The following is a 25,703-nucleotide window of genomic DNA, read 5'->3' on the forward strand; positions in this document are numbered from 1 at the left end:
CTTTAATTATTGTTACCAACAGAAACAATCGTATACGGAAATTATTAGGTTTTGCCAATTACATAACCATTCCGAAATACAGAAAATAAAATTGGATATGGAGTGTTAATAATATCTGTTATACTAAATTCTTCTATATTAAGATCCCCATAGCCACAAACCGAGTATGTAAATATGTACCTACATTCAAAAATACCGGAAAAGAACATCCCTTTCCCGGTTCAAATCTACATTTTCCCTAAATACATCCATATAGCATCACGTAAGAATTTAGCTCCACCCTTAACAGCTCTATCATAATAGGCGGTGAATCGCTCGTCCGTTACATACATATCAGCCAACTCTAAATGTGCTTCTTTCGTATAATTTGACCAAGAAAACATCAACCATTCTTTATGCTTAGCAGCAAGTTCTTGTGCGACATCGCAAGCTGGATTACCCGTAACATAAGCCTTTTTAAGCAATGAAAGTATCTCCTCTCCTAAATTCGTCATTTTTTTATAATTTTCCTTAGACATCCCTCTTAGTTTTGCATGACTTGCATTTATGATATCTTCTCCATATTTTTCACGAATTTCTTTTCCATACTTTTGTTCGTTTTCTCTAATCATTTCATCCTTAAATCCTTCAAATTTTTCTTTATCCTTCATCTGTATCCCTCCTTCTTTATTGGCAATAGTTCTCTTAACTGTTGACATCAATGTCTCAAGGCGATCTCGTTTTTCCTTAAGTCTGTTGTAGTGGTCTTTTAATGCAGCAGTTTGATCATGATTAGGTTGTTGAATGATTTTCGCTATCTCTTCCAGGCTAAACTCTAATTCACGGTAAAACAAAATATGCTGCAGTAAATCAACTTCTTTTTGTCCATAAATACGATAACCAGAGGAATTAATTCTAGCTGGTTTTAATAATCCTATTTGATCATAATATCTTAATGTTCTCTTACTCACACCTGATAATTGTGCTAAGTTTTTTACGGTATATTCCATCAGATCCCTCCTGACATTTACAATCATAATCCTTAACGTTGCGTAAAGGTCAAGGGTATCTATACTATATTTTTATCTTATAAAAACTTGGCATTTTCACATTAACGAAAAACGTACTTTATACTTTTCTAACGTAAAAAAGATCGCCTTCACCATGGCGACCTTTTTTTTAGTTAAACGTAAGTGATTCTGAAATCCTAATTCTTAGCTTTCGCATTTGATCCCTTACTAATTGACTGATATACGACCTAAAACAACGGGACCAATAAGCTACTCTTCTAGAATTAGAATTAAAAATAAGCCACAAAACCGCAATCATAACAATCCCGAAAATATACTTCCGCACATATACCACCCTTATCCTCGTATTAAATATAAACATGCTTATTATAGGCTTTATTTCATCTAGTTATGTAAAATACCCCCATTTTCACACATACAACAAAAAAAAGGATTGAATGGTGATAAAAACCATTGCAATATCAACTAGCACATGTTATTTTATTAAGCAATATACTTTTTTAATTTTCGAATAAATGATAAGGAGGGCTAGCATTGATAAGAAAGGTAACATTAGAAGAACTTTTTGTGCACCCGATTACCCAAAAATATGTAGGGCGCTCTGGTATGGCACATGCAATATCTGTCGCTGAAAAAGCGTTTCATATTTCTATAAATAAGGGAGTAAATCCGGATTTAGCTGTGAAAGCTGGGCTTTTACATGACATTGGTCATTACGAGTGGTATCAGAATGGTGAATGGGATTTTCAATTATATAAAGAAAATGACATTCATGCGATAAAAGGAGCTGCTCGTGCACATAAACTTCTTGTACGCTGTGGAGAAAATTTGCAAAATGCCAAAGCAATTGCCTTAGCCGTCCTCCTTCATACAGATTCGTATTTACCTGAAGGACATTTGCAGCTCACTCCACTGCAAAAGGTAGTGGCAGAAGCAGATGAGGCAGACGAAGAGCCGGGTGGAAATCATCATTACCGACAAATTGATTCATCCACCGCATTAAAACGAATTAAAAAGCTAGATTCCAATATAGAAAAATATCTTAAAACAAATCATTTGGAACAAACAAGTTAACCATATATTTATTTCGTAATCATATAGCGGCTGGGACTTAACCAATATGTTTAACTTAAAAGACGAACAATGCACCGATTAGTGTAGAAAAAACACACGTAAACTCACTCCATTTTGTGTTGAAAAAATACTGTTGTCCCAGCCCTATGTAAATTCTTCCATGTCATTTCACTTATATGTTTTACCTAAATGTCAGCTGCACCTAATGTTGCCCCTCCATCAACAACGAGTTCTGCACCTGTACAATAAGAGCTCTCATCAGAAGCAAAAAAAGCTACCGCCTTAGCAATTTCAACAGGTTGACCAATACGTCCAAGTGGAGTGGTGCTATAAAAAGCTGGCACGCCGCCTCCCTCTGTAGCCATATCTGTCTCTATACCACCTGGATGGATGATATTTACGCGAATCCCTTTATTGCCCAATTCTACAGCAGCTGCTTTCGACATAGCCACTACTGCTGCTTTAGTAGCAGCATACGCCGAGGAATGAGTAATAGGGGCAAACGAAGAAACCGAAACATTATTAATGATAGATCCCTTTTTCTGCTTTTCCATATACGGAATAACAGCCTGCATTCCTCGAAAGACCCCAAGCTGATTGACATTAATCATTTCCCGGTAATCTTCTATTTCCATGTTATCCAGTGGACCACGTATTAAAATTCCGGCATTATTTACGAGCACATCAATATGACCAAATTTATCAATGATCTGCTTGACGGCTTCCTGCCATTGCACAGTATTTGTCACATCAAGCTGTACAGGATGAGCACGTTTTTCTCCTATACTAACTGCTACTTCACTCGCTTGAACATAATTCCGTGCACCAACAATGACCATTGCACCTAATGTTGCTAAATGCTCCGCAATTCCTTTTCCTTGACCACGATTAGCACCAGTTACTAAAACAACATAGTTCTTTAAATCAGGCATAAGCCCCAGTCCCTTTCTTCTTAATTACTTCTGAAATAACATAAATATCAGCTTCTTAACTACTTCTCCACCCATATATAATCTCCTGCAAAAAGCCAGACATCCTCACTTTGCGAAGTATGTTTCCGAAGCTTTGATATTCAATCATGTTCGAAACTTGATCCTTTTGTTCCAGACTCGTTAATTGTAATCCCACTCTATTCATTCCACCTTATTTTCAGTAGTTTAACATCATCGTCTTTACTATTTCCAATAAAAGCCGAGTTATTTTAAGAAGATGTATAAGTAATTTATACTGTTATTATATTAAGCAAGAGGAACAACAAGGAGTTATAAGATATGATTAAATTTGAAAATGTAACAAAAAGGTATGATGACGGAACAATTGCTGTTCATTCCTTAAATATTGAAATTAAAGAAGGGGAATTTTTTGTTCTGATTGGTCCAAGTGGATGTGGTAAAACGACAACACTAAAGATGATGAATCAGCTCATTTCTCTTTCAGACGGGAAAATTACCATAAACGGTAAAAGGATTAATGAATACAACACGGAGGAACTTCGTTGGAATATCGGCTATGTTCTTCAACAAATCGCTCTTTTTCCACATATGACTATTGAAGAGAATATTGCTATTGTACCGGAATTAAAGAAATGGAGTCAGAAAAAAATAAAAAATCGCGTTACAGAACTTTTAAATATGGTTGGACTTGATCCTGACATCTATCGAAAGCGTAAGCCTAATGAGCTTTCTGGCGGAGAACAACAACGAATAGGCGTGATACGAGCTCTCGCAGCTGACCCAGACATCATTTTAATGGACGAGCCATTTAGTGCTCTTGATCCCATTAGCCGTGAGAAACTACAGGATGACATGATTAAATTACAGAAAAACATCCAAAAAACGATTGTTTTTGTAACTCATGATATGCAAGAGGCTATTAAGCTAGCTGATCGTATATGCCTCATGAAGGATGGAGAAAAAGTACAATCAGGAACATCGACGGAAATCCTTCATCAACCTGCAAATGAGTTTGTTCAAGATTTTATTGGAGTTTCTAGGAAAGACGGAAATACAGACTTGGTATTAGAGGAAATCATACGCCCACTAGATGATGAAACGCTCAAACCGGCAACCATTATTCCTTCTACTTCAACTATAGATGAAATTTTAAAACAACTAACAATGTATGAAAATATTGGTGTAGAAAAAGATGGAGAAATCATCGGTAGCTTAAGTCGACAAATGATGATTCAATATTTCTCTCGTCAACTAGAGAAAAGAGGTTTTACAAATGGCTAGTTATATCGAAGAAATTCAAAATAGACAGGATCAATTCATTCAAGCACTCATTGAACACATACAAATTTCCTTTATCGCCCTTTTCTTTGCTGTTTTGATTGCCATTCCACTTGGGATATATTTATCTAAAAAAGAAAAGATGGCCGAGGGGATTATTGGCATTGCCGCTGTGATGCAAACTATCCCTTCCCTTGCATTATTAGGATTGTTTATCCCTCTATTCGGAATTGGAAAAGTCCCTGCAGTGATTGCATTGGTCATTTATTCATTACTCCCTATCCTAAGAAATACATACACTGGAATTAAGGAAGTTGATCCCTCCTTAATCGAGGCAGCCATGGCGATGGGAATGAATCATCGAAAACGACTTTTAAAGGTAGAGCTTCCACTAGCAATGCCTGTCATTATGGCAGGTATTCGTACAGGAATGGTACTCATTGTAGGTACGACTACACTTGCAGCCTTAATTGGTGCGGGTGGTTTAGGGGATATTATCTTACTAGGTATCGACAGAAATAACCCATCACTTATTATCCTTGGAGCCATTCCAGCCGCATTACTAGCGATTGTATTTGATGTATTATTACGAAGAATGGAACGCCTTTCCTTTAAACAATCACTCATAACAATGGGCGGAATCGCGCTTATCGTTCTTGTTATTCTAGTGGCACCGCTATTCAAAGGCCAGAATGATCAAATTGTTATAGGTGGAAAACTTGGTTCAGAACCTGAAATTTTAATCAACATGTATAAACTATTAATCGAAGATGAGACCAATTTACAGGTTTCACTGGAGCCTGGACTTGGGAAAACTTCCTTCCTATTTAATGCTTTAGAATCAGAAAGTATTGATATTTACCCAGAATTTACAGGAACTGCTATCTCTGAGTTTTTAAAGGAAACAGCCGTCAGCAATGATAGACAGGAAGTTTATGAACAGGCAAAAGAAGGGCTCTTAGAACAGTTTGGTCTTGTATTACTAAAACCAATGGCATATAACAATACGTATTCATTGGCGGTACCAAATGAATTTGCAAAAGAACATCAATTAGAAACGATTTCAGATTTGAAGGGAATAGAAAATCAAGTGAAGGCCGGTTTCACCCTTGAATTTTCTGATCGGGAAGATGGATATTTAGGGATACAGGAGATTTATGGTATTGAATTTCCTAATCTAACAACCATGGAACCACAACTTCGCTATTCAGCCATCGAACAAGGAGATATTCATTTAATCGATGCTTATTCTACTGATAGTGAATTGGAAAGATATAATTTGACCGTTTTAAAAGATGACAGAGAATTATTCCCACCATATCAGGGTGCACCATTATTAAGAAAAGAGACCGTCCGAAAATACCCTGAGATCGTCGATGCCCTAAATCAACTTGCAGGAAAAATAACAGATGACCAAATGCGCGAAATGAATTACATGGTTGACGTAGAAGGAAGAAGCGCTGAAGAAGTGGCTAGAGAATATCTAAAAAAGGAAGGTTTAATAGAATAATGGGGAAACCCTTTTTATGATACCGAGGTTGGGACATAAAGTGAATCTCAATCAGTGGGGGTATTACTGCCCCTTAACCTGCGATAACCAAAGTGTTTAACGAAAAAAACGTAGAAGAAATATACGTAAACTCTTTGAAAATGCATACACATTTTCAAACGAAGATGTTTCACTACCGGAGCAGTTCTTTATGGACCAATGATACGCTATTTTTTCTTTGAGAAAATACTTTTGTCCCAACCTTATTCTTTTTGGAAAAGGATGAAGAATATATATTTTACGTATGTTTTACTGGACCTTTCCTTCTGAATAGTACTTATAGACTTTTCCTTCATGCGTCTAAAATCCTTAATGATTAATCTGTTTAATGATTTTTGCAGGGTTTCCTCCCACCACGACGTTATCTGGAACGTCTTTCGTGACAACAGCACCTGAAGCGACTACAACATTATTTCCTATTGTAACCCCAGGATTAATAATTGCTCTGCCACCAATCCACACATTCTGGCCAATCTTTACAGGCCGACCAAATTCCAATCCAGTAGTTCTTTCTGTGGCATCTATTGGATGGGTTGCAGTATAGATATGCACACCAGGTGCGAAAATACAATTATCACCAATTTTTATTTCACAAACGTCCAATAATACGCAATCAAAGTTTGCATAGAAATTTTCACCAACATGAATATTATAACCATAGTCACATCGAAACGTTGGTTCTATATACAACTCATCTCTTGTAGAACCGATTAACTCTTTTAAAAGATTCATTCTTTTCTCATCTTCTGTTTCCAAGGTTTGATTATATAATCTGGTCATTTTCCTAGCATATATTCTTTCTTTCACAAGCTGTGGATCTGATGCATCATATCGTTCTCCACGTAACATTTTCTCTTTTTCCGTTGCCATCGTTGTTCTCCTTACCTGAGTAATTTCGTGACTTTTACTTAACGTTTCATACGTATCCTTCTAGCATCGTCATAACTTTTTCTATAAAGTTCTCTGCAGAAATAACTTTTTCTCCTCCCCCTTGTGCCATGTTTTCCCTGCCACCACCTCTTCCATTGATGATGGTCAAGGATTGTTGAACAAACTGCCCCATATGTAAATTCCATTGCTCTCCACGGGAACCGACAAGCTGTAATTTATCATCCGTTTCATTCACAAATAACACCAAAATATCGCTGTTTTTGTCTACTAAAATCTTAGCTAACTGTTGGATGTCTAGTTTAGAACGATTGGCAAAAACCGACTGAACTATTTTCTTGTTATTAAATATTTGTGCATGTTGAATGAATTCCTTAGCTTCGTATTCTAACAACTTCATGTTCAAATCGCTAACTGTACTCTCCAATTCTTTTATCTTTTCGTGCATTTTATTGGTTGCTTCCATTATTTTTTCCTGTGGTACACTAAAGCGTTTCCTCAGTCCTTGAATAACCTTTTCTTTTTCATGAAGTTGTGCTAGTACTCTATTTCCACAAGCAAAATATACGCGGGTGTTTTTCTTTTTCCTTTCCCAATGCAGTATTTTTATCATACTTACCTGGCCCGTTGTATTAGGATGTGTCCCACCACATCCATTATAGTCAAAATCCGGAATAATGACTAAACGGATATTTTCAGAAACGGATATATCTTTTCGTAGAGGATAGTTGTCAAGTTCTTTTTCTGTAACCCATTTCGTTTCTATTGGACTATTCTGCACAATAATTTGATTGGCTATTTCCTCTACTCGATTGGCCTCCTTCTCTTTTAAATCCGCTGCCTCTATGTCTATCGAACATATCTCTTTTCCTAAATGAAAGCTCAATGTTTTATAGTCGAATTGTTCCTCAAATGCAGCTGTTAAAATGTGTTGACCAGCATGTTGTTGCATATGATCAAACCTTCTATCCCAATTAATTTCTCCAACATACTCCGTTTCCGTCAGATCCGGCTCTACCATATAATGACGAATCTCCCCATCTACTTCTTCCACATCGATTACAGGCTTATTATTTAATGTACCAGTATCATTGGGTTGTCCTCCACCTATTGGATAAAAAGCAGTTTGATCTAGTACAATATAAAAACGTCCTTTATCATCCGTACCCGATTTGTGAAGCCTTGCTTTAAATGAATATATATAAGAATCCTTATAGTATAGCTTCTTTGTTCCCATTCTTAATACTCCCCTTAATCAAATTTCTTTGTTTCACTATACCACAATAACTAATGATAGATTTCACTCGTAACACATCGTTATTTAACCTAACAAAATTTTTTCTAACATTATAATGTTGCAAATGAAATTTATGCTAGTCATTTAAAGTGTTTAATGATAAAATAACTACAAATATTATAGAGAGTAGGGTAACATATGTCCTCAGATAGAATGGTATCCTTTCCAAATGAATTTCTTGAATCCATGAACATTGAAACTACTATCTTTACCCCTCAGGATGAAAAGATAGGTATTGCAGCCCTTTCCGAAACGGAAAACGCTAACATTACTTTAAGACTATACCAACTCCTACGGTCAGACGATAATCATGTCTATAGTCCTGTTATTGAATTAGCAGCCTTTAGCTTCTCCAATCGTCAAGATATGAATGAATTTCTTAAAAAGTTACCAGACATGACTGGAATAGAAATGCTTATGCTGTTAAATCCTATAACAACGACCCCTTTTCATAACTAAATTCCCAATACTTATTAAAACAGCCTCTTTGGAAATAAATCTGTTTTCAAAGAGCTTTTCTTATTATACGGTATATTACCGTGATTCCTTTCCACCACTAGTATTAAATAACAAAATTAGCAATAGGTAAAACAGCTGCCCTTAATGGATCATTAACATTGAAAGATAATTATTCTTATTCATTTTATAATGTATATATTTTGTAAGTGCTGGTAAAAAGATAACATACGTTATAGAAATCTAATCACCAGAACGTATTTCGAATAGCACTAGTGAAGATTAAAAAATTTATGGCACAGAAAAAGAGAATAATTAGATATGACAGTACTATTTACGATTTCTTCTGCCACAGTTCCAGAGGGCTTTCTTTGCCTTCTTGCAATATCATTTGTTTCATTTTCACAGTACGTTCTTCCTTACTTTTTCTTAATTCTTCATAAATAAATTGAGATTTTCCTAGTCCTACTTGAACAGCATCCTCCACCGATTGGCAATAATACACGTGATCAATCCCAGCAAAGTACATCGCTGTTAAACACATTGGACAAGGCTCCCCACTTGCATACATCGTATAACCTGATAAATTAAGGGTTTGTAATTGCTCTTGTGCCCTGCGGATAGCTAGCATTTCAGCATGACCACTTACATCATAATTTTTATGTAATTCATTCACACCTTCCGTAATGATATCATTATCTTTTACCAATACTGCACCAAAAGGCTGTCCGCCACTTTTTACATTATCAATAGCTAACTCTACAGCTCTTTGCATGAAAAAATCCAAATGAATCATCCTCCTATTAATCATTTTTCATAATCACTCATAAGTTCCGACTTGATTAATACCCTATCTTCATGGGAATCCAATCCATTCATTTCTATCAACAACACTTCAATATAACATACAGTTTAAAAGTCTTGATTGATATTTTCAACCAAGACTTTAGATTACAGATAATAGATTGCAGAAATTTTTTATTATTTAACATCCGTTTTCGACTCTCCACTTCATGAATATCCTTATTGCCATTTCGAAACAAACAGTACTTCCTTCATTTAAACTGGACAAAACTTAGGAATAGAAATATCATTAGACCACTCTTCAAAAACAACCTCTACTCTCATTCCAGCCTTTACTTCTTCCGTTGAGCAACCGATGATGTTACTTAACATCGTTACCCCTTCATCCAATTCAATAATAGCAAGAATATATGGTTCTTCATCCTCATACGCCTTCGAAAGTGAACGACGAACAGTTGTATAACTAATCACTGACCCCATACCAGAAGCTTTTTTCCATTCTACATTATCATCCATACAATTCGTGCATATTGGACGTGGATAAAATTGATATTTATCACAAAGAGAACAATATTGAATAAATACTTCATGCTTCTTACATCCATCCCAATATGGCTTAGTATCTGCCGTAGGATGAGGGAAGAACTTTTCGGATTGATCGGACATTCTAGAAAACCTCCCTACCTATAATTAATGTTGTGTGGTTTACATAATGCCACCTTGGACATGAACCAAAGCAACATCTACTTTTGAAACCTGCTTTCACCAGCCTGTTTTCTAAGCTGAATAACTGTTTTGATTCAAAGCAAACATGGATCCTGTGAATGGAATAATAACCCACCATGCGGTAATGAGCTTTCCAGTTCAATTTCACCACTATCAACAGAATCCCCACCCTCTCCCTTCTCACAGAGACCTTAAATCCTCTAATTCAATGAGAACGAATGGTCGGTGTTAAATCCTGCAGCTAAAAAGCAAGCAAGAATTAATTACAGTTGAGGGTGTATTGAATTTACGGCTTATTACTGATCCATTGCATGTATTAGAATGTTCGTTCGATTCTAGGAGGATTTAGTGATTACTGTTATATCTGCTGAATGAGCAAAAGTCTTGGTTAGAGAATGACTTTCTCTTGAGCTTAGCAGCTAGGTTCATAATTTAACGACATCAACAGCTGTCAATGCAGGAAAACAAGCATTTGACATGGCGGAACTTAAACCTAAAGATATTGATTTCGGGCAATAATATACTTGTTTTACTTGGTCACGGGAAGGCCTACTTTGAAGACTATCTCCCATGGTAATAAGAACTGTTTCACACATTCCAGTCACTATAGCTGATGCTGTCTAATGAGGTGCAGTGAATGTCGTACCACTTCCAGCATTGACAGTTAATGTGTGATACGAGAGTTATTGTAAAAACTCTGCCCATTCTAAAGAGTAAGAGATACAGAGTAGCAAAACACACCATACTACTCTGTATTGTTTAACTTCCCCATTATGTTTTAATCAAAACGGACCGTGGCAGTTCCTGGAACAATAACATCATTCGCTTCATTTTTAATATAAACTTCTAACTTCACTTCACGATTTTCTACATCACGCTCAATGACACTTCCCCCAGACCTAAGTTTTTCACCAATGTATGCTGCCTTCCGATTGGAATACTGAAATGTGGAATCCCCCTTAGATTTCACACAGCATTGTAAGCGCATACAATATCTGATTGTTCTTAATATAACATACCTCTTGTAATTTTTGAAGTATTATTCTAAATATTTATATAATTTAATAAGCAATCTCTCATAAGAATTATGCACAACATTTTTGGAACGTTTTTAGAAAACTTGCATTCACAGGAAAGGTGCTATTTTCGCATACTTCAGATGTTACTATTACTTAACTTTGAAGCAAAATCGTGATTAGACTCTAGATACTTTCGCTTTTTGTTGCATCAAATGGTTAATTAAAAAATTCATCTACTAAGTTCCCCAACATTTGTTCATACTGGTATTACTTGCTAAAATAAATTAAATTAGAGATTGAGGCAGGAAGTGGATATATGCCAAAACTTAGAAGTATTTTCATGATGATACTTATTGCGGGTGCACTTTGGTATGTTTATGGAGAAACATATCAGCAATCTGGTACCCAAGGGGCATGGAGGGAAATTTCTAACGACATCAATGATATAAAAGAAAGTCCAAATGTCATTGCCACAACAGAAGTCATTAATCAGGAATTTCAAAAAATAGTTGATTGGGTAACGGACCATCTTTCAAAAGAAGAACAACAAGATCAACCTACTTTAGTGAAGCCTTCACTTGATAAACCAACTAATCAAACCTTTTCCGTTCATAATATTGAAATTGGAGATAATCGTTCAGACGTAGAAAAGCAAGTCGGTGAACCAGAGCGATCCACTTTGAATGAATATGGTGTAGATTGGGTAGCTTACCACCAAAACTATCATAACTTTTTCATGGTGGCATATGATTCTCATGATAAAGTTGCAGGATTATATACAAACCAAGATTTACTCACATCAAACAATAACATTACTTTCGATAGTTCGAGAGAGTCTGTTCTCTCTACACTGGGGGAACCACTAAAAGGTATTCAAAAAGGCTTTATCACTTACCAAACACAGAATAATCAAGAGCATGCAACGTTTTTAATTGATAATAATTATGTCACCATATTTTTTGATAAGCATGAGAACTACACGATGACAGCCATCCAAATCATTAATAAAGAACTGGAAGAACAAAAAGAAAAATACTTTGCCCAACCAAGTAAATTATTAATGGAAGGCTTCGAATACCAATTATTTGATTTAACAAACGCAGCAAGAGTCAATCATGAGCTACCTGTTTTGACTTGGGAGGAATCATTAAGAAAAACAGCACGTGACCATAGTGTGGATATGGCAGACAATAACTATTTCAGTCACACCAACCTAGAAGGCCTATCCCCATTTGACCGAATGAAAGAAGATGACATTGTCTTCCAATTAGCAGGAGAAAATCTTGCTGTAGGTCAAACTAGCAGCATTTTTGCTCACGAAGGTCTGATGAACTCTCAAGGCCATAGAGAGAATATATTAAAAGAGGAATTTGAATCACTCGCAGTCGGCGTTGCCTTTAATAATGACTCCCAGCCGTATTATACCGAAAATTTTATAACAAAGTAAAAAAACCTTCCAAGTAAAACTTTGGAAGGTTTTTTCAACTTGTCTTAATCGCTATGACTAATACAATCATAACTACTTATTCTACTCCATCAATTTGAATCAGCAGCTACCGGCCGCGAGTTATTTATAAACAGAGAAAGCAATAAGCCTGCAATAGCAAAAATTCCAGCAACGATAAAGGATACATTCACACCATGAACTAAACCTTGCAATCCCTCTGCAGGATTACTACTATTTGCCATCACAGTTACCATCAAAGCTGTTCCTACAGCACCAGCTACTTGACGCATCGTATTGTTCATTGCCGTTCCATGCGGGATGATATCCATCGGTAATTCATTTAATCCAGCTGTTGTAACAGGCATCATAACCATTGAAATCCCTAGCATTCTAACCGCATTTAGCACTGCAATGTAGGTAAAACTAGTTTCAGTCGTTAAAATGGAAAACATAAACGTAGTTACGACAAGAATGGTAAGCCCTATGATAGCGAGCCATTTAGCACCAAATTTATCAAACAATCTACCTGTAATAGGATTCATCAATCCCATCGTTACGGCACCCGGCAATAACGCTAATCCCGATTCTAGGGCTGTGAATCCGAGCATATCCTGCATCAATAATGGCAAGATAACCATCGATCCAATCATTGCGATAAATACAATCATCCCTAAGGTAGTAGTCAAGGTAAAAATTTTATATTTAAATACCCTAAATTCCAAAATAGGTTCCTCCAGTTTAAGTTGCCTTAAAATAAACCAAACTAGAGAAATTGTACCAATAATTAGTGACGAAACAACCGGTACACTTGCCCATCCTTGCTCTCCCCCTGCAGCACTAAATCCAAATAATAAACCACCAAATCCTAAGGTGGATAGAACAATCGATAACATATCCAGTTTTGGAAAGGTTTGTTTTGTGACGTTTATAAGAACAAAGTAAGCTAACACTATATCAATGATGACTATAGGTAAAATTATATAAAACAAGCTTCTCCACGGATAGTTCTCTACCATCCATCCGGACAATGTTGGTCCAATGGCAGGTGCAAAGGCAATAATTAGCCCAAACATCCCCATTGCCGTCCCCCGCTTATCACGAGGAAATATTAGGAATAGAATCGTTTGCATCAATGGCATAATAATACCAGCTCCAGAGGCTTGAAGGATTCTTCCCACCATTAATAAGGAAAAACCAGGTGAAATTGCACAAATGATTGTGCCAACCCCAAAAAGACTTAATGCAGTTAAAAATAAATTCCGTGTAGTGAAACGACCAATTAGAAAGGCGGTAATAGGAATCATAATCCCGTTAACAAGCATAAAAATGGACTGAACCCATTGGGCAACATTATATTCTAATTTCAAATCTGCCATAATGTTCGGCAATGCTGTTGCTAATAACGTCTGATTTAAAATTGCGACGAATGCACCAGACAATAATACGAGCATGATTGCCCATTTATTATAATCCTTCTGTTCCTTATTCATTTCACTCATTGCCAAACATCGATCCCCTTCCCATTCATCATTTCAAATCTCTTATACAAACGTTCAAAGTGTTGGATTTCATCAGTAAGTTCCTTTTCTTGTTTTAGGTAGACTAGTAACGCTTCGACTAAAAAAGATTGTTTTTCCTCTTTTTTCAATTCTAGCTTTAGTAGATAAAGTGAATCTAGTAGTTTATTTTTAGTCAAAGTATCTACAGATAGGTTTTTTATTTTTTCTTCAATTAATAGAATGCAATTTTTTATTCTTTTCTTAACATTACTTACATAAGAGGCACTTTGATTTTCAGTAAGCACTGGTTCCATGGAAGGAAGAGATTGAATAATAGAGTCAAAACTTAAAACAATGAATCTAGCTAATCTCTCAATATCTACTTGCTTACCATTTTTCTTAAGCATGACCGAGATAATATATTCCTTTAAAACTCCTTCAAACATAATAACGATATCCGTGATGAATGGTTTAATTTCATCACCATATGTCTCCAAAAAGGTATCTTTATGTAATTCGGACATAGATGACTTTAACCTTTTCATCATTTGTACTACTTGTTCATTTTTATTTGGAGGAAAATCTTTAAATAAAACTGTAAAAAATTCACGATTACTAAGACGCTGTTCCAATTCCATACTTAACTTTTTTATAAAAGCTTCCTTCTTCGTCACCCCATTAAGATGACTCATCGCATTTGCTTGCTTTATCATATTTTCATAGTGTTCTTTTAATATCTCTATTAATAAGCTTTCCTTAGATTCAAAAAAATTATAGAAAGCTCCTTTAGAAATATGAACCGTCTGAGCTATTTCCTGTACGGATGTTTGATGAAAACCCTTTTCTGAAAATAACCGTGTCCCACAGCTAATTAACTCATCTCTTCTACCCACAAATTCACCCCCAAAACCGTTTGGTCATATTTACTGACCTATGAGTCATGACACGAATACTAACTGATATAAAAACTATTGTCAAGCACCCACGCTTCCATTCTAATCTTAGTATTTTCTGGATTTTGTCGAATGTCTTCGAACTAAATAATTCCTTTTTCATACTTTTCCTTTATAATAGTTTCATATTCATTTATAAACAAAAAATAGGAGCTGAGTTTAGTATGAGTAGTATAGATAGCAAAGTTGAGAAAGGTTATTTTGGAGAGTTTGGGGGAAGTTTTGTTCCTGATGAATTAAAAGTGATTTTAGACAACATAGGAAAACAGTTTGAGAAATATAAGGATGACCCAGAGTTCATAGAGGAATTTCGTTATTATCTGAAAGAATATGTTGGTCGTGAAAATCCACTAACCTTTGCTAAAAATCTTACACAAAAAATAGGTGGAGCTAAGATTTACCTAAAGCGTGAAGATCTGAATCATACAGGAGCACATAAAATCAATAATGCCCTTGGACAAATTCTTCTAGCAAAACGCATGGGTGCAAAACGCATTATCGCAGAAACTGGTGCGGGGCAACATGGTGTTGCAACGGCGACTGCTAGTGCCATGATTGGATTACCTTGTACAATCTATATGGGTAAACTGGATACAGAAAGACAGGCTTTAAATGTATTTCGAATGCAGCTACTTGGGGCTGAAGTTGTGGCAGTTGATAAAGGACGTGGAAGATTAAAAGAAGCGGTAGATGAAGCTTTTGAAGACCTTGTTAAAAACCATGAGGATACCTTCTACCTCATTGGCTCTGCAGTTGGTCCTTATCCATATCCTGAAATGGTAAAACATTTCCAATCTATAATCAGTCTAGAATCAAAACAACAAATTTTAGAAAAGGAAGGCAAATTACCAACCGCTATTGTTGCATGTACAGGTGGTGGAAGTAATGCAATTGGTTCTTTTGCTAACTACATCGAAGACGAAGGTGTTCGCCTAATCGGTGTCGAACCATTAGAAGCTCCAACGATTTCTGAAGGGGTACCAGCTGTTTTTCATGGTTATATATCACTAACCTTATTTGACGAAAATGGTGATCCAAAACCAACCAATTCGATTGCTGCAGGTTTAGACTATCAAGGTGTCGGGCCAGAGCATAGCTACTTACACTCCATTGGCAGAGGTGAATATGTAACCGCGTCAGGCCAGGAAGCACTGGAAGCCTTACAGGAATTATCAAAAGTGGAAGGTATCATTCCTGCTTTAGAAAGTTCCCATGCTGTTGCACATTCTATGAAACTTGCAAAAGAGCTAAACAAAGATGATATTATTATCGTTAATATTTCTGGACGGGGTGACAAAGACGTGAATCAGGTTTATGACATGTTAACTAAATAAGAGAGGGCGAGCAGGAAATTAGTTCCTGCTCCTTTATAAATAAAATTCCTTGGACGTTAGAGAAGGTTTCCTAACTACTATCTTTTCCTTTGCATTCTTTTTAATTGCTCAAACAGCTTCTCCACAGTTCCGATTCCAACATTTTCATATTTTGCTAAAATAACAAGTTCCTTTGGTAATTGTCCAACAGTTTTGATTTGATCCTCATGCAATTGACGAACCAAACTTGGAATTCCCGAAAAGTTTTCGGAAATGAGTTGGACTTTAGATAAATCTTCTGTGAGAATAACATAATCAGATTTGTAAAATAAAAAAAGTTCTCCAGGTCGTTCAAGAATTATCTTTCTTCGATGTTTTTCTTCTTCTATAAACTGCTCTAATTCATAAAAAAGATTTTCATCATTCTTATCACCATAACGCTTCACATGTTTATGCATTCCTTCCAGATTCTCTGGTAATTCACTCATAATCCTTGCCTCTTGCTCAGAACCAAGTCTAATGAGAAATGTCTCTGATTTATCAAATCGCTGTGGTAAAAGAAAAGCATCACGAAGAAAATAAGGAACCTCTAATGTCATCCCTTTATATTTCAATTTTCGTATTGTTGTAAATCCAGGAGGTATCTGTGTATACAATTGGGGTTCTGCCTCATTTTCTGCAACAACCTCTTCATTTTTAACAGATTTCTCTCCTCCTTGTAAGGAAGAAACTAACAATCCTTCCAACACTTTTAATCTTTCCTGTACTTCTGTTATATCATAGGACACCGATTCTTGTGGTTTTGGATCTTGATAATCTGGAACCATTAAATCTACTGGACCATAAACTTCCACATACCACTTGACGATTTTATATACGGCTTCCCATGATAATAATGCCTCAGAATACCGGAAAGCCCGGGCATTGTGTGCTGCTTGATTCCCAAGCTTACGAACAAAATGTAGGGAATCATAAATATCTTGATCAACGATTTCTTGTTTTTGCAATAGCTCTATTTGTTCTAACAAATTACTATACCTATCCTTGGATAGCTTTTCCAGTCCAATAATATGCTGGAGAATATTTTCAACAAACACCCGAGCATGTGTTAGCATAGTCCGCGGACTTGTGAATATACTATATTCTAATTCTCTAGCAACATAAGAGAGTTCTTTTGATATTGGTTTTAAAAATTGATAAAAATAAGGTTGTGATTCCATGATGATAATTCCCCCGATATTCATGTACATATGTTATTTTAACATAGGGAACAGCAGTAAATAGACCTAAAAAGAGATTTACACATCATTCCCTGTTAAGCTATACTCTACTCCCTTTATCCCCGTCAATTCTTCCTGTACTTTGAAAACTTTTCCAGTTTTAACATCCTATTCGTATATAAATCGGAACAGATGACCACTCAAGGACATTTCTTTAACTTTTTCCCAACTACTACTTCAAAAAACTCCTAAAGTAGTTTTTTTTTCACACAAAAAAATATATTTATATAATGAAATAAAATGAATGATGGAGGGTTATCCACATGAATCGATATAGACGGAGAAATACTCCTGCATTTACTTTCCTAGCTTATTTTACATTCGCAGCTGGGGTCGCTTTATTTTTAATCGGTCTTTATAACGCTGAAATGGAATTAAATGAAAAAGGATACTATGTGGCTGTAATGCTTTTGGTGGCTGTTGGAGCAATCCTCACCCAGAAGGTAACAAGAGATAATTCAGAGGACGATGAAATAATAGCAGAAATGAAAAGAAAAGAAAAAGGAGGAAATGAGAACGATTAGATTAATATGCCACTTACACGATGGATGATAAAGCCAGTAGTACAGGCTAATCATCCATCTTAGATTTCTTTTGAAAATACCATGCTGAAAAACTTCCATACGCTGGAACGGAGATAACCATACTTATAATAACGTTTACTACATTTAAAAAAATCTGTTTTGGAATGGAAAATAAAACAATTAAAATAGCATCCAAAATGCTGTACAGGGACAATCCAATAATCGTCATTCCTATTGGGATTCCTCGGATTTTTCCAAATGTAACATATTCAAATCCTTTTAAAAATGATTTTTTATGAGTGAGAAGTAAAATAAATAATATAAATGTAATTGTCAATAAACTAATAAAGTATTGAAATATAAAAGTCCTATCGCCAATAATAAGTCCTCGAATAGATAACGTGATCATGGCAACTTCCATAATAAAACAACTTGAGATAAAAGCATAGTAAATAAAGGTCAGAATACGTACGATTTAATCCCCCCTAATAGAGACTTTCACCTTAATTCTATGTTCATTTAGGTGTAGAAATACCTACCACTTTTTAAATATTCATCGAATATTTTGATAGACATAACAGAAAATAGTATAGATCACGCATAAGAAAATTTCACCATTAAAGGTAACCTCTTTACATTATGTAAAAAAGTTAAACAACAAATCCTAACTATTTGTTTAATGTCAGTTAAAAAAAATTGAATTATAATATAAAGCAGTCTATATTTTCAGTCTATTATTGAGGAGGGTTTAATTTCAAAATCTATTACAAATAAGGACTTAACGGAGTTCCCATAGTAACACCATTTGCACTATTAGTCTTCAATAAATTACTGCAATTCAAGGAGGATCTACATGAAAGCAAAATTCAAACTTCCCAAAACAGGAAAAGGCTGGTTTAGTGTTGGACTGATTGCCTTCGTTATTATTTTAGGTAGCTGGCCAGTTGTTCACTTATTTAATCAAGAAATTATTCTATTTGGAATGCCGCTTCTTATGGTTTGGTCAATCTTTCTTATCATCATAACAACGTTTGCAATGGTACTCATTAATAGGATCGGAGGGGTTGACTGATGTATGAATATATACCATTTTTGATAACCGTTTCATATATCTTCATTGCTATCATTTTAGGTTTCTCTGCTGGTAAAGGTAAAAATATGGACAATGTGGAAGAATGGGGTGTCGGTAGCAGAAGTATGGGACCAATTATGATGTATTTATTAATTGGGGCCGGGGGTGTAAGCGCATACACATTTATGGGGTCACCTGGATGGGCCTATTCCAAAGGAGTACCCGCATTATATGTTGTTGTCTACTTAACCTATATGGCAATCCTTGCATGGTATTTCGGTCCAAAGGTTTGGGAATTGGGAAAAAAGTATAATCATGTTACCCAATCTGCTGCCATAACTGACCGATATGAAAGTAAAGCACTTGGTGGCTTAGCATCTATCGTTACCTCAATTGGAATCTTGGCTTATGCCGTGATTCAAACAACTGGTGCTGCTTATATCCTAAATGTCATGAGTTACGGATTAATCCCAACATGGGTTGGTGTATTTTTATCATTGGGTGCTATTTCCATCTATTTATATAAGAGTGGCCTGAAAGCAATTGGTGTAACAAATGCCTTTCAAGGAGCGCTAATGATGTTTGTTTCGTTCTTTGTTGGATTATGGGCAACCAAACAATTTACTGGAGGATTTTCCTTCACACCAATCTTTGAACGTGTAAGACAAGATATCCCTGAATTTTTTACCTTGCCTGGTGGATTAGGCGATATGAACGCTACTTTCTGGACAACTTCTATATTAATTTCCTTTTTTTCTATTTGGCAGACACACTGGATCCAATGGATGGGAGCGGAATCAAAAAAATCAATTAGGAGATCCGCTACCGTCCTACCTACATTTTATCTCGTTTTGATACCAATGATTGTTGTAGGGTTTATTGGAATATTTATGTACCCCAATATCAATAATCCTGATCAAGTTGCTATCCAATTAGCCGTTGATACAATGCCAGTTGTTGTTGCTGGTTTACTCGGAGCGGGAACACTAGCAGCTGCCATGTCTTCTAGTGAACCATGTGTTCATGCTACTGCATTAAGCTATAGTAAAGATGTGTTGCAGCCACTCTTTAAGTGGAATGATGAAACAGCAGGAAAATGGACAAGACGGCTTATCTTCCCAATCATGGCATTTATTATTGCTCCGATTTCCATTTTAGAACCTGCGAGCCTTGTATACATTCTATTAATTGGATATGGATTTATTGCACAAGCATTTCCAGCCATTATTGGTATTTTCTTATGGCCTCGAGCTACAAAGCATGGTGCCTTCTGGGGTCTATTCGGTGGTTTTATTGTAACGGTTATCTTTTCCTTCGTAATCCCACATCCATTTGATATACATGCTGGGATCTGGGGGTTAATTGCAAACACAATAATCTTTACTCTCGTATCACTAATGACGAAACCAGCATCAAAAGAAACGATTGAACGTTTCTTCCCAGATATGATGGACGAGCTTTATGAAAGATGAATCATCTCCCATCATTCGTATCGATGCAAAGTAAAGTTCCATTCAGCCAGGGAATATTCTCACAAAATTAATATGAATCACCTTATAGGAGGAATTTTTAATGGACAAACAATATCTTTTGATAAATGGAGAAGTAATTACGGTAAATGAGAATAATCAAATAGTGGAGGCGGTAGCCGTAAAAGGGAACAAAATTATTGCAGCTGGATCTAATGAAACCATATTAACTCTTAAAGATGCTGACAGTGAAGTCATAGATTTAAACGGTAAAACTCTTATTCCTGGTTTTATAGATTCACACATACACATTTCGATGTATGGAACAAACTGTTTATCTATTTCTTGCAAAAGTGAAAGCATCCAAACTATCGATGACTTACTAAAAAAAATCAAGGAACGGGCGAAAGAAACCCCCAAAGGTCAATGGATTAGAGCATGGGGATACAATGAAAACACCATTAAAGACAAACGTTTTCCAACGAAGGAAGAATTAGATGCGGTTACGAGTCAACATCCAATCATTATTTCGAGAACATGTGGGCATATTTCTGTTGTAAATAGTTATGCATTACGACTAGCAAACATTGATAATGATACTCCAAACCCTGAAGGCGGTAAAATTGATCGTAGTGCTAAAGGGGAAGCTACTGGATTACTTCTTGAAAATGCACACATGCAAATGTTCGCCAAAGCTGGTTTTTCAGAAGCAGAATTATCTGAAGCGCATAAAATTGCTTCTAATCACTTTGCTGGAAAAGGAATTACATCTATACACGATGCAACTGGTTACGGGCTAGATAACCTAAGATCACTACAAGCTGATACACAAAAAGGTTTAATAAAACAAAGAGTTTATGCAATGGTTGGAGCTTTGAATAATGCACAAGAAATTGTCAAACACATGGTACAAGCTGGAATTTTCACAGGATTAGGCGATACCAAGTTCAAAATTGGCCCTGTTAAACTTTTCCTTGATGGGAGCAGTAGTGGGCCGACAGTTTGGACACGAGATCCATACACTAGTGATTCGACTAATTACGGAATCCATTATTTCTCCCAGGAAGAAGTGGACGAATTATTTCTTCCTGCACATGAGAATGGATGGCAAATTACAGCCCATGCGCAAGGGGATGCTGCCGTTGATATGTTATTAAATACCATAGAAAAAGCCAATCAATTCTATCCAAGAGAGAACACAAGACACCGAATTGAACATGCTGGAATCGCTGCGCCCGATCTAATAGAACGAATGAAACAGCAAAACGTTGTACCAATTCCTAATCCGGCATTTTTATATGAATATGGGGACGGTTACGTAAAGAATTACGGCGAAAGAGCCACATATATGTATCCTATGAACGATTACAAAAAGGCTGATATCCCAGCTGCCATCGCCTCAGATTGCCCGATAACAGATTTCACTCCAATGCGTGGTATACATGCTGCTGTATCACGCCAATCAAGTACTGGTCAAGTTATTGGTGAAGATAAAACCGTATCCATTCTTGATGCCATCCGCATGTATACATGGAACGGTGCATATGCTTCTTTTGAAGAAAATATTAAAGGTAGTATTGAGCCAGGTAAATTAGCTGACTTAGTTCTACTTGATTGTTCGATTATGGATGCAGAAATTGAAAAACTGCCAGAGGTTCAAGTGGAATGGACCATGATTGATGGAGAAATCGTTTATAATCAAACAAAGGAAGGAGGGAGGGCATGACTGGATTCTTATCCAAACAGGGTACCGTTTTGAAACTTTCTGGTTCCTCCTATGAAATTGGTTTTAAACATGGAAGTATGGTAAAAGATAAAATCCTTAACAGTTTAAATACCTATAAAAAGTTATTCCGTGAAACATCAGGCATTTCCTGGCAAGAGGCATGTAATAAAGCATTATTACATGTCCCTGCCATCAAAGAGTATAATGATAATTATTTAAAGGAGATGGAAGGTCTAGCTGATGGTGCAGCTGTTCCATTTGAAGATATCCTTACTCTTAATACAAGAAGTGAGATTGCACTAGCCAATACACCTGATGGGTGTACATCCTTTGCATTAACCAATCCCAAAACCTCTAAAACTTGGTTGGCACAGAATTGGGATTGGAAAGGTGCTCAAGTGAATTCTTTAATTCACCTTGAAATTGAACAGGAAAATTTACCAACCATACAAATGATTACAGAAGCAGGTATTATTGGGAAAATTGGGTTGAATAGTGCAGGTGTTGGGGTTTGCTTGAACGCATTAGTAACCAATACATGGCAACCAAAAGTACCTATTCATTTAGGACTTAGAGCCATACTAGAGTCCCAATCATATGAAGAAGCTGTTTCTAAAGTAGAAAATAATCAAATGGCCTCTCCTGCTCACTTTTTAATTGCAGCAAGGTCAGGGGATCTAGCAAGCATGGAGGTCTCTCCTGTTCGTACTGCCGAAATTAAAGGAGCAAACGGAGTACTTACCCATACCAATCATTTATGTTCCGTAGAAATGAAGAAATCTATTAAAGAAGATATTGCACCAAACTCCTACCATCGCCTTCATACAATAAATGAAAGTATTCAGTCTTTAAATAAGGATAATGTAGATGAAAAAAATCTATTCGAAATACTTTCCAATCATGATAATTATCCAACTTCTATTTGTCGTCATGCTGGGGATGATGAAGAGGATTCGATGCTTACAGAAATGGAGACCGTGTTTAGTATCGTTATGAATTTAACCAATAATGAATTGTTCTGGATAAAAGGTAAACCATGTGAACATAAAGATTCGTAACATAGAAAGAGCCATAGTCAGAACGAACTGACTATGGCTCTATTTGTCATTCCACATTCAATGGATGATATTTACCAGATATAGAGTCAACGATTAATGTAAAGGTATCCTTATTCCCCTTATTTCCACTCACCACCCAGCATGGACGGTAAAATAGTTCATGATGTTTTAGAGCAATATTAGGTGCTGACATAACCTTGATCTTCCTAGAAATTGTACGATATAAAAATTCCTGCGCTAAATGTTTAGCTTCTTCCCCTTCTAGTTGGACAGGAAGCGGTTTTTCATCTGTTAATTGCTGCATAATGAATGCAGGCCTTTTGTCAACAAGGGCTGGAGTACCACTTATAGCATCAATTGTACAACCCACATTTCCTTTTAATGGAGAAATAGGGTTACTATTCTTAAAGTCAAATTCGTAAAACATATATGGATAATAAACTAAGTTTTTCACTGAGAAATCTACTTCTGCTTTCATTTTCCCTAACGAACGAATAATTCTTTCTTCTGTAAAAGAAACTTCCTGCGTGTTGATCTCCATCATTTACTTAACCCCATATCTGCTTGAATAAATTTAGAAATATTTTTAGCTTCTGGGCTTAGATCAAATGAAATATTTTTATTAATATTTTTCGGAATTTGTCTTGGCCCTTTTGCTTTCTCTACCATTCCTTGCATTTCTTCTGAAGGAGGTGTGCCAAACATATTACCAACTAACATCGCAACAATAGACATGATAACACCGGCTAGGAACGGGTGAATACCTGTTACTGCATCTAGTGTAGCTGTAGTCCAAATAATGTTAGTCAAAGCACCTACAATCATGCAGCTCATAACTCCAACTTTGTTTGCTTTTTTTGAGTAAACAGATGCAATATATGGCACCATGAAGCTGTTCCCCAACACACCTGAAGCAAATACAACTAGAGCAAAGATACTAGGTGGTTGATAGATTGCAACAATAATACCAACAACCCCTACCGATAAAATACATAGGCGTGATACAAGGACTACTTTTTCTTGACTGGCTTTCTTGTTAATTAATCGTTGATAAATATCCCTAGATAGTATGGTCCCTGTTTGCATCAAAATGGAGTCAGAAGTTGACATAATAGCCGCCATCAAGGCTGAAAGCAATATAGCAGCAAATATTCCAGGAAAAAATGTATAAGCTAGCATAGGGATTACCATTTCAGGATCGGATATATTCGGAAGCATAATAATTGCTGCGAAACCAAGTATATATGGTGTGAAAACAAATATTTGGTTCCACACAGCTGAAACTATTATAGCTCCCTTAACGGTCTTCGTACTCTGCATGGACATGTGACGGACCACTACATGTGGTAGACCCATGTAAGTAATAGCATAAATTAGGATAGCACCAAGCACCATCCCCCATTGTCCATAGTAAGCTAAATCTTTACCCCAAATACTTAAATATGTGGGATCAATTGCTGCTAACCCTTCATTGATACCAGATAATCCACCAATATGAAAGAGTGCCATTACGGCAATACCTGCAATACCAAGTACCATGATGATACCTTGTACAAAATCCGTCCACACAACAGCCAGATAACCACCTGTTACCGTGTAAATGATAATGACACCTACACCTAGGATTAGTGCTAGCTGATAATTAAAACCAGTTAAACTTTCCAATGCCTTCCCAGCAGCAATAAATTGTGCAAAAACATATGCTGAAAGAAAAACAATAGAAATAATGGAAGCAACGATTTTCACTGCTACGCTCTCATATCTTTTTTCCAAATACTCAATCGGAGACAAAGCGCCTAATAGCTCCGACATCCTTCTCATTCGTTTACCAAGTACAGAAAGGTTAATAATCGAACCACCGGCATCACCAATGGCATACCAAATGGCATACCAACCTTGTTGGAAAGCAAGTGCTGGTCCCCCCATAAACATGTAACCACTCATAGATGTACTCTGCATTGTTAAGGCCGTAACAGCGGGTCCTAAACTTCTACCACCAAGAATATAGTCATCAACGGAGTTATTTACTTTACGTGAAAAAGATAAACCAATGCCAAGTAAAAATAACATATAAATTATAAAAACAATCATATCCAGATTCATTTTCTCCCACCCTTTCCTCATCTATTGAATCAATCATTATTCGTTTTCCTCTTCATAGAGATCTTCTTTTCTTAGTTTAAAATACATAACAATCCCAAGTCCTAACCAAAAAAATGGCCATGGTACTAGTAACCAAAATGTTTCTGCCGGAAGGTTAAACATCAAAACCACCTCCTCCATTCTAATTTTTATAAAAAATCTTTAT

26 protein-coding genes are annotated in these 25,703 nt (G+C 36.2%); 11 read left to right on the forward strand and 15 right to left on the reverse strand.

All coding sequences use genetic code 11. From position 1 onward, the window contains the following. Nucleotides 1–227 precede the first annotated feature (227 nt). Nucleotides 228–989: a MerR family transcriptional regulator gene (locus tag CAO17_RS13655; RefSeq protein ID WP_085993237.1), complete on the reverse strand. Its 762-nt coding sequence runs from the start codon at nt 987–989 to the stop codon at nt 228–230. Between the two features lie 558 nt (nt 990–1,547). On the opposite strand from CAO17_RS13655, the gene CAO17_RS13660 reads away from it, so the two are divergent. Then, nucleotides 1,548–2,084 (forward strand): HD domain-containing protein, encoded by a 537-nt coding sequence (locus CAO17_RS13660; RefSeq protein ID WP_085994490.1) that lies wholly within the window; start codon nt 1,548–1,550, stop codon nt 2,082–2,084. Nucleotides 2,085–2,269: 185 nt separating this feature from the next. Here the strand turns inward: CAO17_RS13660 and CAO17_RS13665 are convergent, their stop codons facing one another. Next, nucleotides 2,270–3,016, reverse strand: a complete 747-nt coding sequence (locus CAO17_RS13665) for an SDR family NAD(P)-dependent oxidoreductase (protein WP_085993238.1) — start codon at nt 3,014–3,016, stop codon at nt 2,270–2,272. Between the two features lie 339 nt (nt 3,017–3,355). Here CAO17_RS13665 and CAO17_RS13670 point away from each other — a divergent pair, with 339 nt between their 5' ends. Further along, nucleotides 3,356–4,318, forward strand: a complete 963-nt coding sequence (locus CAO17_RS13670) for an ABC transporter ATP-binding protein (protein WP_085993239.1) — start codon at nt 3,356–3,358, stop codon at nt 4,316–4,318. Next, nucleotides 4,311–5,825, forward strand: a complete 1,515-nt coding sequence (gene opuFB, locus CAO17_RS13675) for an osmoprotectant update ABC transporter permease/substrate-binding subunit OpuFB (protein ID WP_085993240.1) — start codon at nt 4,311–4,313, stop codon at nt 5,823–5,825. The genes CAO17_RS13670 and opuFB overlap by 8 nt, the downstream gene beginning before the upstream one ends. A 348-nt stretch (nt 5,826–6,173) precedes the next feature. Here opuFB and CAO17_RS13680 read toward each other — a convergent pair whose 3' ends face one another. Together CAO17_RS13680 and CAO17_RS13685 are read right to left on the reverse strand one after the other, a co-directional pair. Further along, the gene (locus tag CAO17_RS13680) at nt 6,174–6,734 is read right to left on the reverse strand and encodes a maltose acetyltransferase domain-containing protein (RefSeq protein WP_085993241.1); all 561 of its coding nucleotides are present in this window, start codon (nt 6,732–6,734) and stop codon (nt 6,174–6,176) included. A gap of 46 nt (nt 6,735–6,780) precedes the next feature. Next, the gene (locus tag CAO17_RS13685) at nt 6,781–7,989 is read right to left on the reverse strand and encodes an alanyl-tRNA editing protein (protein WP_085993242.1); all 1,209 of its coding nucleotides are present in this window, start codon (nt 7,987–7,989) and stop codon (nt 6,781–6,783) included. Between the two features lie 198 nt (nt 7,990–8,187). Between CAO17_RS13685 and CAO17_RS13690 the strand changes: the two genes are divergently transcribed. Next, nucleotides 8,188–8,508 carry a hypothetical protein gene (locus CAO17_RS13690; protein WP_085993243.1) on the forward strand — a complete coding sequence of 107 codons (321 nt, stop codon included), beginning with the start codon at nt 8,188–8,190 and terminating at the stop codon, nt 8,506–8,508. Nucleotides 8,509–8,839: 331 nt separating this feature from the next. Here the strand turns inward: CAO17_RS13690 and CAO17_RS13695 are convergent, their stop codons facing one another. The 4 genes from CAO17_RS13695 to CAO17_RS13705 form a co-directional block, all read right to left on the reverse strand. Continuing rightward, nucleotides 8,840–9,292: a nucleoside deaminase gene (locus CAO17_RS13695; RefSeq protein ID WP_085993244.1), complete on the reverse strand. Its 453-nt coding sequence runs from the start codon at nt 9,290–9,292 to the stop codon at nt 8,840–8,842. 272 nt (nt 9,293–9,564) lie between these two features. Further along, a complete protein-coding gene (locus CAO17_RS13700) occupies nt 9,565–9,975 on the reverse strand; it encodes a Zn-ribbon domain-containing OB-fold protein (RefSeq protein ID WP_085993245.1) in 411 nt (136 codons plus the stop codon). 485 nt (nt 9,976–10,460) lie between these two features. Continuing rightward, nucleotides 10,461–10,631 (reverse strand): hypothetical protein, encoded by a 171-nt coding sequence (locus CAO17_RS21425; RefSeq protein WP_218775565.1) that lies wholly within the window; start codon nt 10,629–10,631, stop codon nt 10,461–10,463. 182 nt (nt 10,632–10,813) lie between these two features. After that, nucleotides 10,814–11,005, reverse strand: a complete 192-nt coding sequence (locus tag CAO17_RS13705) for a hotdog family protein (protein ID WP_218775566.1) — start codon at nt 11,003–11,005, stop codon at nt 10,814–10,816. Between the two features lie 365 nt (nt 11,006–11,370). On the opposite strand from CAO17_RS13705, the gene CAO17_RS13710 reads away from it, so the two are divergent. Then, nucleotides 11,371–12,501: a CAP domain-containing protein gene (locus tag CAO17_RS13710; protein WP_085993247.1), complete on the forward strand. Its 1,131-nt coding sequence runs from the start codon at nt 11,371–11,373 to the stop codon at nt 12,499–12,501. An 89-nt stretch (nt 12,502–12,590) separates the two neighbouring features. Here CAO17_RS13710 and CAO17_RS13715 read toward each other — a convergent pair whose 3' ends face one another. After that, nucleotides 12,591–14,000, reverse strand: a complete 1,410-nt coding sequence (locus tag CAO17_RS13715) for an MDR family MFS transporter (RefSeq protein ID WP_085994492.1) — start codon at nt 13,998–14,000, stop codon at nt 12,591–12,593. Further along, the gene (locus tag CAO17_RS13720) at nt 13,997–14,893 is read right to left on the reverse strand and encodes a TetR/AcrR family transcriptional regulator (RefSeq protein WP_085993248.1); all 897 of its coding nucleotides are present in this window, start codon (nt 14,891–14,893) and stop codon (nt 13,997–13,999) included. Before CAO17_RS13720 ends, CAO17_RS13715 begins: the two co-directional genes overlap by 4 nt. Before the next feature lie 224 nt (nt 14,894–15,117). On the opposite strand from CAO17_RS13720, the gene trpB reads away from it, so the two are divergent. After that, entirely contained in the window at nt 15,118–16,287 is a 1,170-nt protein-coding gene (trpB, locus tag CAO17_RS13725) for a tryptophan synthase subunit beta (RefSeq protein WP_085993249.1), read from the forward strand. A gap of 77 nt (nt 16,288–16,364) precedes the next feature. Here trpB and CAO17_RS13730 read toward each other — a convergent pair whose 3' ends face one another. Further along, the gene (locus tag CAO17_RS13730) at nt 16,365–17,486 is read right to left on the reverse strand and encodes a DUF4145 domain-containing protein (RefSeq protein ID WP_085993250.1); all 1,122 of its coding nucleotides are present in this window, start codon (nt 17,484–17,486) and stop codon (nt 16,365–16,367) included. 323 nt (nt 17,487–17,809) lie between these two features. On the opposite strand from CAO17_RS13730, the gene CAO17_RS13735 reads away from it, so the two are divergent. Next, nucleotides 17,810–18,070, forward strand: a complete 261-nt coding sequence (locus CAO17_RS13735) for a YiaA/YiaB family inner membrane protein (protein WP_085993251.1) — start codon at nt 17,810–17,812, stop codon at nt 18,068–18,070. A gap of 46 nt (nt 18,071–18,116) precedes the next feature. Here the strand turns inward: CAO17_RS13735 and CAO17_RS13740 are convergent, their stop codons facing one another. Further along, nucleotides 18,117–18,407 (reverse strand): hypothetical protein, encoded by a 291-nt coding sequence (locus tag CAO17_RS13740; RefSeq protein ID WP_218775567.1) that lies wholly within the window; start codon nt 18,405–18,407, stop codon nt 18,117–18,119. 516 nt (nt 18,408–18,923) lie between these two features. On the opposite strand from CAO17_RS13740, the gene CAO17_RS13745 reads away from it, so the two are divergent. The 4 genes from CAO17_RS13745 (at nt 18,924) to CAO17_RS13760 (ending at nt 23,395) form a co-directional block, all read left to right on the forward strand. Continuing rightward, nucleotides 18,924–19,142 carry a hypothetical protein gene (locus CAO17_RS13745; protein ID WP_085993253.1) on the forward strand — a complete coding sequence of 73 codons (219 nt, stop codon included), beginning with the start codon at nt 18,924–18,926 and terminating at the stop codon, nt 19,140–19,142. Then, nucleotides 19,142–20,614 (forward strand): sodium:solute symporter family protein, encoded by a 1,473-nt coding sequence (locus CAO17_RS13750; RefSeq protein ID WP_085993254.1) that lies wholly within the window; start codon nt 19,142–19,144, stop codon nt 20,612–20,614. The genes CAO17_RS13745 and CAO17_RS13750 overlap by 1 nt, the downstream gene beginning before the upstream one ends. A 100-nt stretch (nt 20,615–20,714) precedes the next feature. Beyond that, complete coding sequence (locus CAO17_RS13755) at nt 20,715–22,337, forward strand: amidohydrolase (protein WP_085993255.1); 1,623 nt, start codon at nt 20,715–20,717, stop codon at nt 22,335–22,337. Then, on the forward strand, nt 22,334–23,395 hold the full coding sequence (locus CAO17_RS13760) for a C45 family autoproteolytic acyltransferase/hydrolase (protein ID WP_245831850.1): 1,062 nt from the start codon (nt 22,334–22,336) through the stop codon (nt 23,393–23,395). Before CAO17_RS13755 ends, CAO17_RS13760 begins: the two co-directional genes overlap by 4 nt. Nucleotides 23,396–23,441: 46 nt before the next feature. Here the strand turns inward: CAO17_RS13760 and CAO17_RS13765 are convergent, their stop codons facing one another. The 3 genes from CAO17_RS13765 to CAO17_RS21930 are packed head-to-tail and all read right to left on the reverse strand — an operon-like array spanning nt 23,442 to nt 25,660. Continuing rightward, nucleotides 23,442–23,939, reverse strand: coding sequence for a hypothetical protein (locus CAO17_RS13765; RefSeq protein WP_085993256.1), 498 nt, complete (start codon nt 23,937–23,939; stop codon nt 23,442–23,444). Beyond that, complete coding sequence (locus CAO17_RS13770; RefSeq protein ID WP_245831851.1) at nt 23,936–25,519, reverse strand: sodium/proline symporter; 1,584 nt, start codon at nt 25,517–25,519, stop codon at nt 23,936–23,938. Before CAO17_RS13770 ends, CAO17_RS13765 begins: the two co-directional genes overlap by 4 nt. A 15-nt stretch (nt 25,520–25,534) precedes the next feature. Continuing rightward, nucleotides 25,535–25,660, reverse strand: coding sequence for a hypothetical protein (locus tag CAO17_RS21930; RefSeq protein WP_281252938.1), 126 nt, complete (start codon nt 25,658–25,660; stop codon nt 25,535–25,537). Nucleotides 25,661–25,703 lie beyond the last annotated feature (43 nt).

The organism is Oceanobacillus senegalensis, from assembly GCF_900176885.1.
Taxonomy (GTDB): Bacteria; Bacillota; Bacilli; order Bacillales; family Amphibacillaceae; genus Oceanobacillus; species Oceanobacillus senegalensis.

What these genes read in the sequence shown, in the direction of transcription:
- CAO17_RS13655 (WP_085993237.1), bottom strand. Translation starts at nt 989, where the DNA reads ATGGAATATACCGTAAAAAACTTAGCACAATTATCAGGTGTGAGTAAG.
- CAO17_RS13665 (WP_085993238.1), bottom strand. Translation starts at nt 3,016, where the DNA reads ATGCCTGATTTAAAGAACTATGTTGTTTTAGTAACTGGTGCTAATCGT.
- CAO17_RS13670 (WP_085993239.1), top strand. Translation starts at nt 3,356, where the DNA reads ATGATTAAATTTGAAAATGTAACAAAAAGGTATGATGACGGAACAATT.
- opuFB (WP_085993240.1), top strand. Translation starts at nt 4,311, where the DNA reads ATGGCTAGTTATATCGAAGAAATTCAAAATAGACAGGATCAATTCATT.
- CAO17_RS13680 (WP_085993241.1), bottom strand. Translation starts at nt 6,734, where the DNA reads ATGGCAACGGAAAAAGAGAAAATGTTACGTGGAGAACGATATGATGCA.
- CAO17_RS13685 (WP_085993242.1), bottom strand. Translation starts at nt 7,989, where the DNA reads ATGGGAACAAAGAAGCTATACTATAAGGATTCTTATATATATTCATTT.
- CAO17_RS13690 (WP_085993243.1), top strand. Translation starts at nt 8,188, where the DNA reads ATGTCCTCAGATAGAATGGTATCCTTTCCAAATGAATTTCTTGAATCC.
- CAO17_RS13700 (WP_085993245.1), bottom strand. Translation starts at nt 9,975, where the DNA reads ATGTCCGATCAATCCGAAAAGTTCTTCCCTCATCCTACGGCAGATACT.
- CAO17_RS21425 (WP_218775565.1), bottom strand. Translation starts at nt 10,631, where the DNA reads ATGTGTGAAACAGTTCTTATTACCATGGGAGATAGTCTTCAAAGTAGG.
- CAO17_RS13710 (WP_085993247.1), top strand. Translation starts at nt 11,371, where the DNA reads ATGCCAAAACTTAGAAGTATTTTCATGATGATACTTATTGCGGGTGCA.
- CAO17_RS13715 (WP_085994492.1), bottom strand. Translation starts at nt 14,000, where the DNA reads ATGAGTGAAATGAATAAGGAACAGAAGGATTATAATAAATGGGCAATC.
- trpB (WP_085993249.1), top strand. Translation starts at nt 15,118, where the DNA reads ATGAGTAGTATAGATAGCAAAGTTGAGAAAGGTTATTTTGGAGAGTTT.
- CAO17_RS13730 (WP_085993250.1), bottom strand. Translation starts at nt 17,486, where the DNA reads ATGGAATCACAACCTTATTTTTATCAATTTTTAAAACCAATATCAAAA.
- CAO17_RS13735 (WP_085993251.1), top strand. Translation starts at nt 17,810, where the DNA reads ATGAATCGATATAGACGGAGAAATACTCCTGCATTTACTTTCCTAGCT.
- CAO17_RS13745 (WP_085993253.1), top strand. Translation starts at nt 18,924, where the DNA reads ATGAAAGCAAAATTCAAACTTCCCAAAACAGGAAAAGGCTGGTTTAGT.
- CAO17_RS13750 (WP_085993254.1), top strand. Translation starts at nt 19,142, where the DNA reads ATGTATGAATATATACCATTTTTGATAACCGTTTCATATATCTTCATT.
- CAO17_RS13755 (WP_085993255.1), top strand. Translation starts at nt 20,715, where the DNA reads ATGGACAAACAATATCTTTTGATAAATGGAGAAGTAATTACGGTAAAT.
- CAO17_RS13760 (WP_245831850.1), top strand. Translation starts at nt 22,334, where the DNA reads ATGACTGGATTCTTATCCAAACAGGGTACCGTTTTGAAACTTTCTGGT.
- CAO17_RS13765 (WP_085993256.1), bottom strand. Translation starts at nt 23,939, where the DNA reads ATGATGGAGATCAACACGCAGGAAGTTTCTTTTACAGAAGAAAGAATT.
- CAO17_RS13770 (WP_245831851.1), bottom strand. Translation starts at nt 25,519, where the DNA reads ATGAGGAAAGGGTGGGAGAAAATGAATCTGGATATGATTGTTTTTATA.
- CAO17_RS21930 (WP_281252938.1), bottom strand. Translation starts at nt 25,660, where the DNA reads ATGTTTAACCTTCCGGCAGAAACATTTTGGTTACTAGTACCATGGCCA.